Source organism: Marinobacterium sp. NO-S09 (genome assembly GCF_059179545.1).
The window spans coordinates 979,972-992,805 of the sequence record NZ_CP168954.1 but is presented as its reverse complement, the minus strand read 5'-3'; the positions used below and the strand labels follow the sequence as shown (position 1 = coordinate 992,805).

Genomic DNA, 12,834 nt, shown 5'->3' with positions numbered 1-12,834 from the left:
CGAGTATGAATTACATCATACTGCCCTTGAGCCCGGCCTTAACTTCATGATCAGGGCGCGCTTACCTCCTGTTTTCCAGCGGTTCGCCTGCCGGTCTGCCAGCCCGCCATCAGTGACCCGGCCACGATTGCGGCGCTGGCCCACCAGATTTCGCTACTGGAACCCGCCAGCCCCGTCAGTACCAGTAACACTACCGAGATCAAGGGCGCGGCGTAGGCCAGCACACCCAGCAGCTGTAAGTCGCCCCGTTTGACGCCATGATCCCAGGTGAAAAAGGCGATCCCCACAGGCCCAAGCCCCAGACCAACAACTCCCAGCCATTGAGTGCCGGAATCCGGCCAGACGGTTTGCTCGAATTGCCAATGACAGAGCAGAGCCAACAGTGCAGTGACGCCGCAAAACCAGCCGGCGGCATCCGTGGGTACATGGCTGACCAGACGGCTGGCCACCGAGTAGGACGACCAGATCAATGCACAGGCCAGCGCCAGCAGGTAGCCATCCAGATACTGCCAGGCAAAATCGGTGTCTCCGCGCCCAACCAGGAGCCAGCAGCCCAGCAGCGCCAACAGGGCACCCGTTAGATGACGCAGATAAAAGTGATGCCCCGGCAACAGAGTCGAAAACAGCACAATCAACAGGGGCCAAAGGTAGGCCAACAGGCTGACCTCTACGGCCGGTGCCTGTGACATGGCGAGAAAATAACAGAAGTGATAACCGAAATAGCCGCCCACACCCAGCAGCCAGGCCAGTGGCGGCTGTCGCAGGTGTTTCAGGCCCAGATGCCCTTCACGCCACCATTTTCCACACATCAGCAGGAAAGCCAGCGAAAAGGTCATGGCAAGCAGCTGAAAAGGCGGGATACGTCCTTCGGTCAGACGGGTCAGTAGCGCCAGCGCGCCCCATAGCCAGATCGATACGGTGCCGATCAAGGTGGCACTCAAGGTTGCAGACATGCAGCGGGTCTCCATTGCCAAAGCCAGCAGTCTGCATGATTCGAGCAGATTAAAGGTGTGCGTTTCGGCGCTATGCCTGCTCGTTTCGGCGATAGTAGCTGGGGCTGACATCAAAACGCTGTCGAAAGCGATGGCTGAACGCCGACAGGCTGGTATACCCGACCGCATCACTGACCTGCTGCAGGCTCATATCGGTCTGTTGCAGCAGCGCCTGCGCCTTCTCCAGCCTCAGGCTGATCAGGTATTGCTGGGGCGACTGACCGGTCGCCTGACGAAAACGGGCACTGAACTGACGCACACTGAGACAGGCCAGCGCTGCCAGCTGCGGCAAGCTGACAGCCTCGGCAAAGTGCTGGCTCATCCACTCCCTGACAGACTCGATTCGCCGATCCACCACCGGCGACTCAACGCCCGCCATCAGCAACTCGGACAGTACTTGATCGCTGCCCGGTACGCTGGCCGTATGCCCGGACGCCAGCCAGCTCTGTAAAAAACCGATGTACTGGCGCAGCGGCTGCGACAGGGGCAGAAAAGGAGGCAATGCCTGCCAGACATCAGTGTTGGCCAGCGGCAAATCAGCGACCAGAAAGCGGTTATCCCCCCGGGCAGCAAACGCATGGCTTTCACCGGCAGCCACGACCGCCAGGTAACCATGACCGACCTGACCTTCACGGCTGCCGACCTGCATTTCCAGCGCCCCTTCACAGGGCAACACCAGTTGATGGTAGTGATCATGCTGGTGGGCATGGACTTCGCCGGGGTAACTGCGCATGTCCAGCTGAGCTTCATCAATGTTCATGGCCGGATTTTAGCACGCCTTCACGGGGTCGGTTCACCTGCCCAGACAGGGTCGATATACTGGCGGCTCACCCAAGCGTCAGGAGATCGGCATGCGTATCCTCTATCCGGAGATCGGCCACAACCACGAGTACTACCTTGAAGTCGGTCAGGGGCATACCCTGTACGTGGAGGAGAGTGGTAATCCGAACGGCATTCCGGTCCTGTTTGTGCATGGCGGCCCCGGTGGCGGCTGCGGCCCGGTGCACCGACGCTACTTTAACCCGGAGCGCTACCGCATCATCCTGTTTGATCAGCGCGGCTGTGGTCGCTCGACCCCACACGCCACTCTGGATGACAACACGACCAGCAACCTGGTCGCTGATATGGAGCGCATTCGCGAGTTCCTCAGTATCGAGCAATGGCTACTGTTTGGCGGCAGCTGGGGCTCAACCCTGAGCCTTGTCTATGCCGAGACACACCCCGCACGCACCCTGGGTCTGATCCTGCGCGGCATTTTCCTGTGCCGTGATCAAGATATTCAGTGGTTCTACCAGCAAGGTGCCAGCGCCCTGTTCCCGGACTACTGGCAGGACTACCTGGCACTGATCCCGACCGAGGAGCACGGCGACCTGCTGGGCGCCTATTATCAGCGCCTGACCTCCAATAACGAACTGGCACAGATGCAGGCGGCCAAGGCCTGGTCAATCTGGGAAGGCCGATGCTCGACCCTGACTCCCAACCCCAGCGTGGTCGATCATTTTGGTGACCCGCACTTTGCCCTGGCAATGGCGCGAATAGAGGCACATTACTTTATCCACAAGGCCTTTCTGGAGCCGGACCAGATTCTGCGTGACGCCGACAAGCTGACCGACATCCCGATCACCATCGTGCATGGCCGCTACGACATGGTGTGCCCGCTGGAGCAGGCCTGGGCTCTACAGCAGGCCGCGCCCCACGCGGAGCTGCACATTGTCCGTGAAGCCGGCCACTCGGCGCTGGAGCCGGGCATTATCGATAACCTGGTGCACGCCACCGACCGTTTCGTCGAAAGGAGCGCCTGAGAGTGAAAGGACTGATTCAACGGGTTCGTCATGCCAATGTCACTGTGGACGGCGAGATCACAGGAGCCATCGACAACGGTATCCTGCTGCTGCTGGGTGTGGAGAAAGAAGATGACGAGGCCAGCGCCGACAAGCTGCTGAAGAAGGTACTGAACTACCGCATTTTTGCCGATGCGGACGACAAGATGAACCTGAGCCTTACCGATACCGGCGGTGGCCTGCTGGTAGTCTCCCAGTTCACACTGGTCGCAGATACCCGCAAAGGGCTAAGGCCGAGTTTCTCATCCGGCGCCTCGCCTGCCGAGGGTGAACGCCTCTACAACTACTTCGTCGAACAGGCTCAGTCTCAGCATAATCCTGTCGCCACCGGCCGCTTTGGTGCGGATATGAAAGTGGAACTGCTCAACGACGGGCCCGTCACCTTCCTGCTGGAAGTCTGACCGGCCCGAAGAACAAGCCCGGCTGCGCCTCAGATCACGCAGCTGGGTTCCATCAGGTGATGGGTCACCTGGGTTTCCAGTTTGATGTTGGCATGCAGCGGGCAGCGTTCGCAGACAGCATCCAGAAACGCCTGCTTGTCCTCATCGCTCATATCCGCATCGATTTCGGCAGCCACCGAGATCTGTTTGAAGCCGGTCGGGTCATCACTGGATTTGCCCAGCAGACCTGCCGGGTTGTAGTCCCCTTCTACGCTGACCTTCATGCCGCGCAGGTCGATTTTCTGCTGCATGGCGGCGATACGGCCGATGGTGCAGATACAGCCGCCCAACGAAAACAGGAAGTACTCCAGCGGTGTCGGCCCCTTGTCAGTGCCCCGCGCCGCCTCCGGCTGGTCGATCTGCACCTGGTGGCCACGAATATTCGCACTTACCAGAAAGCCCTGCTCCATGGATGCTTGTACCGCAACACGCTTGTCCGCACTCATCTCGCTACCCTTACAATTAGTTAAGATATTACTAATATTATGAATTTGTGCACCGCATCGCAAGACATAAAAAAAGCGCCCTGAGGCGCTTTTCATTCCAGACAAGGGCGGATCAACCGACCTTTTCCCCTTTCGCCTGTAGATCGGCGTGGTAGGAGGAGCGTACCAGCGGGCCACTGGCCACATGACTGAAGCCCAGCTCACGCGCAATGCGCTCGTACTCGGCAAACTCGTCCGGAGTCACGTAGCGGTCCAGCGCCAGGTGGTCACGGCTAGGCTGCAGATACTGACCAATGGTAATCATGTCGACATCGTGCGCACGCAGGTCGCGCATGACTTCAATGATCTCTTCATTGGTTTCACCACAGCCCACCATCAGGCCAGACTTGGTGCGCACATTCGGCTGCAACGCCTTGTAGCGCTTGAGCAGATCCAGTGACCACTGGTAATCGGCACCGGGGCGAACCTTGCGGTACAGGCGCGGAACGGTTTCCAGGTTGTGGTTGAACACGTCCGGCGGGGTCTGATTCAGAATATCCAGCGCCACATCCATACGTCCACGGAAGTCCGGCACCAGCGTTTCAATCTGGATACTGGGGATGCGCTGACGCGTTTCACGGATGCAGTCGGCAAAGTGCTGGGCACCACCATCGCGCAGGTCATCACGGTCGACCGAGGTAATCACCACGTATTTCAGCTGCATGTCGGCAATGGCTTCTGCCAGTTCACGCGGCTCATCTTCCGACAGCGCATTGGGACGGCCATGGGCAACATCACAGAAGGGACAACGGCGGGTACAGATATCGCCCATAATCATGAACGTGGCGGTACCGTGGCTGAAACATTCCCCCAGGTTGGGGCAGCTGGCTTCTTCGCAAACAGAGGCCAGTTTATGCTTGCGCAGCTTCTCCTTGATCCGCTTAACTTCCGCATTTGATCCCATACGAACACGCAGCCAATCGGGCTTGCGCAGCATTTCGTCCTTTTCGGTCGGAATTACCTTGACCGGGATACGGGCAACCTTGTCAGCACCACGCAGCTTCACGCCCTGCTCGACTCGGCCTGCTTTCTTTTCGGAGGATTCAGCCATACTTAATCAGTTATCCCATGTATGTGTGCGTGTCAGTACAGTATACCCCAACTTCTTAACCAAGTGTTTTACTAGGTTATCGGGCACAGCGGCCAGATCAGCCTGGGGTGCCTGGGTACGAACCTGCGTCATTTGCAGGCCGGCATAGCCGCAGGGGTTGATGCGCAAAAAGGGCTCCAGGTCCATATCCAGGTTCAGCGCCAATCCATGGAAGGAGCAACCGCGACGAATGCGCAATCCCAGCGAGCAAATTTTCTGTTCGTTGACGTATACGCCCGGGGCATCAGGCTTGGGGTAGGCTTCTACGCCCAGGTCCGCCAGCAAAGCCACAATGGACTGCTCGATAATGTCGACCAGATCACGCACGCCCAACTTGCGTCGGCGCAGGTCCAGCATCAGATAGGCGATGAGCTGGCCCGGCCCGTGATAGGTCACCTGGCCACCCCGGTCCACTTGAACCACAGGGATATCGCCAGTGCTGAGCAGGTGTTCAGCCTTGCCTGCCTGCCCCTGGGTGAATACAGGCTCATGCTGTAGCAGCCAGATTTCGTCGGGTGTCGAGGCGTCACGGCTGGCCGTCAGGGCCTGCATTTTTTCCCACACCGATGCGTAGGGCTGCAGCCCCTCAGGTGTGCGAATAATCAGCTCTTCGGACACCGCCATTAAAGAACCATTTTCACACGACCCGTTGCTTTCAGATCCTGGTGCAGGTTATCCAGCTGCTCATGGCTGGTCGCCGTGATGCTCAGACGAACAGAGCTGTAATTGCCCTTGCCGCTTTCCTGTACCACCACCTGCTCGACATCCAGATCTGGTGCATGAATCTGCACAATCTCAACAACCAGACCTTTGAAGTCGTCATGGTTGTCACCAATGATCTTGAGGGTGTAATCGGGATGGGGGAATTCAATTTTGGGTGCTTGTGGTTCGCTACTCATTACTTCTCTCCGGTCATTAGCCGGTGTTGAAAACGTGTAAACAGGGCAAACATCTGTTGCCACAGTGGGCCTTTCTGACCATCGGCCACCGGAGTGCCGTCGATCTCGATCACCGGAATTACTCCTCGAGTGGAGCTGGAGACCCAGACTTCATCTGCATTGGCCAGCTCTTCCGGGCGGATATCCACTTCCTGAAAGGGGACACCGGCCTCGGCGGCCAGTTCAAGAATCAACTCGCGTGTGGTGCCGCCCAGAATTTCCGAGCTGCGCTTGGGTGTATAGATCACGCCCTGGCGCACCACAAACAGGTTACATGAGGTCCCTTCACTGAGCAGTCCATCGCGCACTAGCAGTGCTTCATCGGCACCGGCTTCACGGGCCTGCTGCAATACCAGAATATTGGGTAACAGCCCTGTGGACTTGATGTCACAGCGGTGCCAACGCAGGTCGGCCGATACAATGACAGTATAGCCTTTGACCTGATCCGCCCCCAGCGCGTAGATATCCTTGATCGGCGAGCAGCAGGCAAACACTGTCGGCGTCATACTCTGATCATAGGCATGGGTACGGCTGCCGGCGCTGCCACGGCTGATCTGTAGATAGACTGACAGATTACCGCCACCGTTACGCTCTACCAGACCGTCCAGAATACTGCGCCAGTCGTCATCAGCGGCAATACGTATGGCTCGCAGGCTGTAAGCCAGGCGATCCAGATGCTGTTGAAGACGGAAACCGACACCCTGATAGTAGGGGATCACTTCGTAGACGCTGTCCGCGAACAGAAAGCCACGGTCAAAGACCGATACCTGGGCTTCATTCGCAGGCAGATAACGACCATTGAGATAAACAATATCAGTATTCATAAGTGCAACTGCCCACATCCTGAGATGTGGGCAGCATATACCGATTTCAAGGGGAAAGTCGCGATCAGCTGATCAGACCGATGAAGAACAGCATGATGGCGTGCCAGATACGCTTGAACAGACTGCCTTCCTGTACCGGCTCCAGTGCCACCAGCGGTACGCTGGTAACGGTTTCGCCATCCAGGGTGACACGTACCTGACCCAACTCCTGTCCCTGCTCGACCGGCGCCTTGATCACCTTGTCCAACTCCAGGGAAGCTTCCAGCAGATCGGTTTTGCCACGCGGAACTGTCACTGCCAGATCCTGTGTCAGGCCCAGACGAACCTGGTCACGGGCACCGGCCCAGACCTTGGTGTCCTGCAAAACCTGACCCGCTTCATAAAGCTGGTGGGTACGGTAGTAACGGAAACCGTACGACAGCAGCTTCTGGCTCTCGCGGGCGCGAGCCTCTTCGCTGTCGGTGCCCATCACCACAGAGATCAAACGCATGCCATCACGCTTGGCAGAGGATACCAGGCAGTAGCCAGCCGCATCGGTGTGGCCGGTCTTGATACCGTCAACACTGTCATCACGCCACAGCAGCTTGTTGCGGTTGGGCTGACGAATGTTGTTGTAGGTAAAGTATTTCTGCGCGTAGATGGCGTAATGCTCAGGGAAACGCGTAATCAGGGCCTTGGCCAGCTTGGCCAGGTCTTCGGCTGATGAGTAGTGATCATCGGCCGGCAGGCCCGTGGCGTTAACAAAGTGCGAGTTTTCCATGCCCAACAGACGCGCATGCTGGTTCATCAGGTCGGCGAACGCACGCTCACTGCCGGCAATATGTTCAGCCAATGCCACTGAGGCATCGTTACCGGACTGGATGATGACTCCGCGCAGCAGGTCACCCACCTTCACCTGGGTACCCTCCTGGATAAACATGCGCGAACCGCCGGTACGCCAGGCCTTTTCGCTGACCAGCACCAGATCATCCTCGGCGATGTTCCCCTTACTGATCTCGTACTCAACGATGTAGCTGGTCATCATTTTGGTCAGACTGGCCGGCGGGAAACGTTCACCCTCGCGATCAGCCGCAATCAAATGGCCGGTATCAGCATCCATGACCAGATAGGCGCGGGCGGAAACCTGCGGCGGGGCCGGTATCAGAGCTGAAGCTGCCTGGGCAGTGGCTGCCACCAGCAGCGCGAGCATCAGGGCCAGGTACAGGAATGCGTTGGTAAGTGTCTGTCGTTGCGCCATAGTCGGTCAGTTACATCTTGGTTGAAGTGAAGGGTTTTGGGTGACGAAGTGCCTCTCGACACGTAGCAAAGCTAAACTCTACCCGCGCCATCAGGGCAAGTCCACCAGATGGGCACCGGGGTATCCCGCCTGTGACAACTGCTGCAGCAGCCAGTTCAATGTATGGCGGCCAGTCAGCGGGCTCAGCTGTACCCGGTGCAGAGTGCGGTCGCCGCGCTCCACCGGTACCACCATGGCCGGCTCCTCCAGTTGTGCACCCAGCTGAGCCGCCAAACGCTGTGCATTGGCCTCATTCGACAGAGCCGCTACCTGCAGGGTGCGGCCTGTGATGGCGGCACGCTCACTGGAGACGGGGCTGAGTTTTTCGGTAGCCAGCAGGCGCGCATCCGCGGCACTGCCCGGCGTAATCGCTTCGATTTCCACACGGGCGGTACCATGCTGCAGCACTCCCAGCCGGTAAGCCGCGGCGTAGGACAGGTCGATCAGTCGCTTGTCATGAAAGGGCCCGCGGTCATTGACCCGCACCACCACCTGGCGGTTGTTATCCAGATTGGTAACACGCACAAAGCTGGGCAGTGGCAGGGACTTGTGGGCCGCGCTCATCTGGTACATGTCGTAAATTTCGCCGTTGGAGGTGGTATGGCCGTGGAACTTCTTGCCATACCAGGAAGCAATGCCTCTCTCCCGGTAGCCCTCGGCGGTGGGCAACACGTAATAGCGCTTGCCCAGTACCTGGTAAGGGCTCTTGTTACCCCAGCGGCTGCGGGGTTCAGGCCGAGGCACCGCATCAGGTACCTTGGACAGGTCCACGGCCTGATCCGGGCCACGGTCCTGCTTGATGCTGTAACGACTGCTTTCCTTGGCAGCACAGCCCGACAGCAGCACCAGCACAGCCAGCAAAGGGAGAGAGAGCCGTTTCATGCCATCAGTTCTCCGTGGCGGCCTCACGGGCCTCCTTGATCGCCTGACTCAGCTCATAGACCGCCATGGCGTAGAGTCGGCTGTGGTTATAGCGGGTAATAACATAGAAGTTCTGCAACCCGAACCAGTAATGCTCACCGTCTTCCATTGTCAGCTCCATCAGTGTAGCTGGCTGATCCAGCGGCAGATCCTTGCGGGTGGCAATGCCACGCTCGGCCCATTCAGCAAGGCTCACTTCCGGCTTGAGGCCAGCATTGAACCAGCTTTCATCAGCAACCTTGTTCATCACCACATTGGAGCGCACCGGCTCACCGGGCTGCCAGCCATGGGCGTGGAAGTAGTTCGCCACGCTACCGATGGCATCGACCTTGTTGCTCCAGATGTTGCGTTTGCCATCACCGTCGAAATCCACGGCAAAGTCACGGAAGCTGGACGGAATAAACTGGCCGTAGCCCATGGCGCCGGCATAGGAGCCGATGGGACCAGTGGGGTCCAGCGACTCTTCACGGCTCATGCGCATGAATTCGATCAGCTGGCCACGGAAGAAGTCGGCGCGCTTGGGGTAATCGAAGCCCAGCGTCGCCAGCGCATCCAGTACACGGTAACGGCCCATGATACGGCCATAGCGGGTTTCCACTCCGATGATCGCGACAATGATTTCAGCCGGGACACCATAGGCTTCTTCTGCACGCGCCAGTGTCTCGGCCTGCTCGTTCCAGAATGCGACACCCTGACGAATGCGCTTGGGCTCGACAAAAATCTTGCGGTATTCGCCCCAGGTCAGACGACGTTCGGCCGGACGTGAGATCGCTTCCAGAATGGAGTTCTTGCGCTCGGCCTTGGCCAGCACCTTGCGGACCTCGGCAGCATCAAAGCCTTCGGCTTCAAGTGTACTGACCACTTCGTCTGCCAGCGGGTGCTCTTCATATCCACTGCCAGCCATGGCGCTGGTGGTGCCCGTCAGCAATGTACCGGCCAGCAGCCAGCTTCCCAGTGTGTTGCGCATTTTAATCTCCCTATCGGGTCAGCATCTGTCTGTGAGTGCGGATCGACATCAGAATGCCGAATCCTGCCATAAGTGTCACGATCGAGGTGCCGCCATAGCTGACCATTGGCAGAGGAACCCCCACCACCGGCAGCAAACCGGATACCATACCGATGTTAACGAATACGTAGACAAAGAAAGTCAGCGTAATACTCCCCGCCAACAGGCGAGAAAAACTGTCCTGTGCCTGGGCGGCAATAATCAGCCCACGAGCGATGATCATCAGATAGATCAGCAAAAGTACCAGCACACCAGTCATGCCCAGTTCTTCACCAATCACCGCAATAATAAAGTCGGTGTGGGATTCGGGCAGAAAATCGAGCTGGGACTGGGTTCCTTCCAGCCAGCCCTTGCCGGATAAACCGCCAGAGCCAATGGCCGTTTTCGACTGGATAATGTTCCAGCCCGCACCCAGAGGGTCACTTTCCGGGTCAAGGAATGTCAGTACACGCTGTTTCTGATAGTCCTTCATAATTGACCAGAGTGCCGGCAGGGCTGCCCCTGCCAATCCAATCGCCACGAAAATCCAGCGCCAGTACACGCCCGAGAGCAGAATAACAAACACACCTGACGCCGCGATTAACAGCGAGGTTCCCAGGTCAGGCTGTTTCATGATCAGTGCCGTGGGAATCGCCAGCAGCACCAGTGCCAGCACCAGGTGACGGAAGGTCGGCGGCAACTGATGTTTGGTAAGCCAGGCTGCTATCATCATCGGCAATACCAGCTTCATGATTTCCGATGGCTGGAAGCGGAATCCTGGCAGCTCAAGCCAACGCTGAGCCCCCTTGGCCCCGACCCCGATCAGCAACACGGCCACCAGCAATCCCACACCCGCGACATAGCCCCAGGGAGCCAAACGCCTGTAGGTCCTCGGCTGCAACTGCGCCAACACGATCAGCACAAAAAAGCCGGCCCCCATACGCACTGCCTGACGAACCACATAACCCATATCCTGACCCGAGGCACTGTAGAGCACGAACAGGCCAAAGCCGCACAGGGTCAGCAGCAATGCCAACAGCCAGGCATCCAGGTGGGTATAGGACCAGAGCCCGGACGGACGCTGCAGATGAACATTACTGCCTGGCATGGTGCGTTGAAAATCGCGCGGCACCATCACTTGTTCTCCAAATCGTTTTCGTAATCGCCCAACAGCCAGGCATCCAGCACCTCGCGGGCCACCGGCGCGGCCGCGCTGGAACCACCACCACCGCGCTCGCCGCCGTTTTCGACGATCACGGCCAACGCAATTTTGGGATTTTCCACCGGCGCAAAAGCAACAAAGAGGGCATGGTCACGATGCCGTTCGGCCAATGCCTCGGCGTCATACTCGGCATCCTGCGCGATTCCCACCACCTGCGCAGTACCGGTCTTGCCCGCAATGGTGTAAGGCGCTCCCGCCGCCGAGCGACGAGCCGTCCCTTTGGGACCGTGCATTACAGAAACCATTCCCTCAATAACCTGATCCCAGTGGTCCGGGTTCTTAAGCTTGATATTGGGCGGCTTTTCCTTGCGGTTCAGCATGGGTGCGTAAGGCCGGGGGTCATCGCCAGGTTGATCGATAAGTCCCTGCAGCATGCGTGGCTGCACCCAGCGCCCACGGTTGGCCATGACAGCGGTGGCTGTCGCCATTTGCAACGGGGTCATGACAAGAAAGCCCTGGCCTATACTGAGGTTGATCGAGTCACCGGGGTACCAGGGCAAACTACGGCTGCCCTGCTTCCACTCCTTGGAAGGCAGGAAATTGGCCAGGGCTTCAGGCTGGTCCAGACTGGTATCCTGACCAACACCAAATTTGCCCAGCATCTCGGACATGGGGTCGACACCCATCTGGTGGCCAGCCTCATAGAACCAGACGTCACAGGATTCAGCCAGCGCATCATTAAGGTCTACCCAGCCATGGCCCCAGCGTTTCCAGTCACGGTAACGACGACCATTGCGGTTGATCTGATAAAAGCCCGGATCCCACACCTTGTCCTCCGCAGTAAAAGTATTGGTTTCCAGTGCCGCCAGTGCAATGACCGGTTTGATGGTAGATGCGGGCGGATAGCTGCCGCGCAACGAACGGTTAAACAACGGAAGGTCCGGCGAGTTGCGCAAGGCATTGTAATTCTTACTCGAAATACCGGTTACGAACATGTTCGGGTCGTAGGTCGGCGTACTGACCAACGCCAGAATTTCACCGGTATTCGGATCCAGTGCCACCACCGAGGCACGCTGCTCCTTAAGCAGAGTTTCAATAAAGGTTTGCAGGCGTAGATCCAGGCTCAGCTGCAGGTCCTTGCCGGGCACGGGGTCCTGCCGCTCCAGTACTCGCAGCACCCGACCACGGGCATTGGTTTCTACTTTCTGGAAGCCCACCTGGCCGTGCAGGATATCTTCGTAGAATTTCTCTATGCCGAGCTTGCCGATGTAGTGGGTGGCGGCATAGTTTTTCTCATCGACACGACCCAACTCACGCTCGTTGATACGCCCCACATATCCCAGTGCATGTACCAGAGACGCCCCGTGTGGATAGTATCGAATCAGGTCAGCCTCAACCTGAACACCGGGGAGGCGATGATAATTGAGGGAAATGCGGGCAATTTCCTCTTCAGTCAGACGGAAACGCAGGGGCACGGTTTCGTAAGGACGCCGCCGCTGATTCAGGCGCTTCCGGAAACGTTCAATATCACGCGGGGTCAGCTCGATCAGTTCCCCCAGCCGAGCCAGCGTCTGATCCAGGTCTTTTACTTCCTCCTTCAGCAGGGTCACGCTGAAGTGAGGTCGGTTATCCGCCAACAAGGCGCCATTGCGGTCGTAAATCAGGCCACGTCGAGGCGCAACCGGCTGCAACTGCACCCGGTTTTCCTCGGAGATGGCGGCATAGCGATCATGCTCTATTACCTGCAGATAATAGATACGCCATACCAGCACCAGCATCATCAACACCACGATCACAAAGGCCAGGATGGACCTGTTGGTGAAGGTGATGTTTTCGCGGGTGTAATCTTTTAAACGCTCGAAGGGTGCCATGCCTGACGA

General features: G+C 58.0%; 14 protein-coding genes. 2 read left to right on the top strand and 12 right to left on the bottom strand.

Features of this window, described 5'->3' with window-relative positions:
* Positions 1-50: 50 nt before the first annotated feature.
* Positions 51-953 (bottom strand): aromatic amino acid exporter YddG, encoded by a 903-nt coding sequence (yddG, locus tag O3C79_RS04735; RefSeq protein WP_494385006.1) that lies wholly within the window; start codon positions 951-953, stop codon positions 51-53.
* Between the two features lie 70 nt (positions 954-1,023).
* Entirely contained in the window at positions 1,024-1,752 is a 729-nt protein-coding gene (locus O3C79_RS04730; RefSeq protein ID WP_494385005.1) for a helix-turn-helix domain-containing protein, read from the bottom strand.
* A gap of 91 nt (positions 1,753-1,843) precedes the next feature.
* Here O3C79_RS04730 and pip point away from each other — a divergent pair, with 91 nt between their 5' ends.
* Positions 1,844-2,794: a prolyl aminopeptidase gene (pip, locus tag O3C79_RS04725; protein WP_494385004.1), complete on the top strand. Its 951-nt coding sequence runs from the start codon at positions 1,844-1,846 to the stop codon at positions 2,792-2,794.
* 2 nt (positions 2,795-2,796) lie between these two features.
* On the top strand, positions 2,797-3,234 hold the full coding sequence (dtd, locus tag O3C79_RS04720; RefSeq protein ID WP_494385003.1) for a D-aminoacyl-tRNA deacylase: 438 nt from the start codon (positions 2,797-2,799) through the stop codon (positions 3,232-3,234).
* 29 nt (positions 3,235-3,263) lie between these two features.
* On the opposite strand, the gene O3C79_RS04715 is transcribed toward dtd, so the two are convergent.
* From O3C79_RS04715 to mrdA, 10 genes are all read right to left on the bottom strand, one after another.
* Positions 3,264-3,719 carry an OsmC family protein gene (locus O3C79_RS04715; protein ID WP_494385002.1) on the bottom strand — a complete coding sequence of 152 codons (456 nt, stop codon included), beginning with the start codon at positions 3,717-3,719 and terminating at the stop codon, positions 3,264-3,266.
* A 112-nt stretch (positions 3,720-3,831) separates the two neighbouring features.
* The gene (lipA, locus tag O3C79_RS04710; protein ID WP_010323599.1) at positions 3,832-4,809 is read right to left on the bottom strand and encodes a lipoyl synthase; all 978 of its coding nucleotides are present in this window, start codon (positions 4,807-4,809) and stop codon (positions 3,832-3,834) included.
* 6 nt (positions 4,810-4,815) lie between these two features.
* Entirely contained in the window at positions 4,816-5,472 is a 657-nt protein-coding gene (gene lipB / locus O3C79_RS04705) for a lipoyl(octanoyl) transferase LipB (protein WP_494385001.1), read from the bottom strand.
* Positions 5,472-5,747 carry an HP0495 family protein gene (locus tag O3C79_RS04700; RefSeq protein WP_076464359.1) on the bottom strand — a complete coding sequence of 92 codons (276 nt, stop codon included), beginning with the start codon at positions 5,745-5,747 and terminating at the stop codon, positions 5,472-5,474. Before O3C79_RS04700 ends, lipB begins: the two co-directional genes overlap by 1 nt.
* Positions 5,747-6,610, bottom strand: coding sequence for a D-amino acid aminotransferase (locus O3C79_RS04695; RefSeq protein WP_494385000.1), 864 nt, complete (start codon positions 6,608-6,610; stop codon positions 5,747-5,749). Before O3C79_RS04695 ends, O3C79_RS04700 begins: the two co-directional genes overlap by 1 nt.
* Positions 6,611-6,674: 64 nt before the next feature.
* Positions 6,675-7,847: a D-alanyl-D-alanine carboxypeptidase family protein gene (locus O3C79_RS04690; RefSeq protein WP_010323603.1), complete on the bottom strand. Its 1,173-nt coding sequence runs from the start codon at positions 7,845-7,847 to the stop codon at positions 6,675-6,677.
* A gap of 90 nt (positions 7,848-7,937) precedes the next feature.
* Positions 7,938-8,768 (bottom strand): septal ring lytic transglycosylase RlpA family protein, encoded by an 831-nt coding sequence (locus O3C79_RS04685; protein ID WP_494384999.1) that lies wholly within the window; start codon positions 8,766-8,768, stop codon positions 7,938-7,940.
* 4 nt (positions 8,769-8,772) lie between these two features.
* On the bottom strand, positions 8,773-9,774 hold the full coding sequence (gene mltB / locus O3C79_RS04680) for a lytic murein transglycosylase B (RefSeq protein ID WP_494384998.1): 1,002 nt from the start codon (positions 9,772-9,774) through the stop codon (positions 8,773-8,775).
* Between the two features lie 10 nt (positions 9,775-9,784).
* The gene (gene rodA, locus O3C79_RS04675; RefSeq protein WP_494384997.1) at positions 9,785-10,927 is read right to left on the bottom strand and encodes a rod shape-determining protein RodA; all 1,143 of its coding nucleotides are present in this window, start codon (positions 10,925-10,927) and stop codon (positions 9,785-9,787) included.
* Entirely contained in the window at positions 10,927-12,825 is a 1,899-nt protein-coding gene (mrdA, locus tag O3C79_RS04670) for a penicillin-binding protein 2 (protein ID WP_494384996.1), read from the bottom strand. The genes rodA and mrdA overlap by 1 nt, the downstream gene beginning before the upstream one ends.
* Positions 12,826-12,834: the final 9 nt, after the last annotated feature.

What these genes read in the sequence shown, in the direction of transcription:
- yddG (WP_494385006.1), bottom strand. Translation starts at nt 953, where the DNA reads ATGTCTGCAACCTTGAGTGCCACCTTGATCGGCACCGTATCGATCTGG.
- O3C79_RS04730 (WP_494385005.1), bottom strand. Translation starts at nt 1,752, where the DNA reads ATGAACATTGATGAAGCTCAGCTGGACATGCGCAGTTACCCCGGCGAA.
- pip (WP_494385004.1), top strand. Translation starts at nt 1,844, where the DNA reads ATGCGTATCCTCTATCCGGAGATCGGCCACAACCACGAGTACTACCTT.
- O3C79_RS04715 (WP_494385002.1), bottom strand. Translation starts at nt 3,719, where the DNA reads ATGAGTGCGGACAAGCGTGTTGCGGTACAAGCATCCATGGAGCAGGGC.
- lipA (WP_010323599.1), bottom strand. Translation starts at nt 4,809, where the DNA reads ATGGCTGAATCCTCCGAAAAGAAAGCAGGCCGAGTCGAGCAGGGCGTG.
- lipB (WP_494385001.1), bottom strand. Translation starts at nt 5,472, where the DNA reads ATGGCGGTGTCCGAAGAGCTGATTATTCGCACACCTGAGGGGCTGCAG.
- O3C79_RS04700 (WP_076464359.1), bottom strand. Translation starts at nt 5,747, where the DNA reads ATGAGTAGCGAACCACAAGCACCCAAAATTGAATTCCCCCATCCCGAT.
- O3C79_RS04695 (WP_494385000.1), bottom strand. Translation starts at nt 6,610, where the DNA reads ATGAATACTGATATTGTTTATCTCAATGGTCGTTATCTGCCTGCGAAT.
- O3C79_RS04690 (WP_010323603.1), bottom strand. Translation starts at nt 7,847, where the DNA reads ATGGCGCAACGACAGACACTTACCAACGCATTCCTGTACCTGGCCCTG.
- O3C79_RS04685 (WP_494384999.1), bottom strand. Translation starts at nt 8,768, where the DNA reads ATGAAACGGCTCTCTCTCCCTTTGCTGGCTGTGCTGGTGCTGCTGTCG.
- mltB (WP_494384998.1), bottom strand. Translation starts at nt 9,774, where the DNA reads ATGCGCAACACACTGGGAAGCTGGCTGCTGGCCGGTACATTGCTGACG.
- rodA (WP_494384997.1), bottom strand. Translation starts at nt 10,927, where the DNA reads ATGGTGCCGCGCGATTTTCAACGCACCATGCCAGGCAGTAATGTTCAT.
- mrdA (WP_494384996.1), bottom strand. Translation starts at nt 12,825, where the DNA reads ATGGCACCCTTCGAGCGTTTAAAAGATTACACCCGCGAAAACATCACC.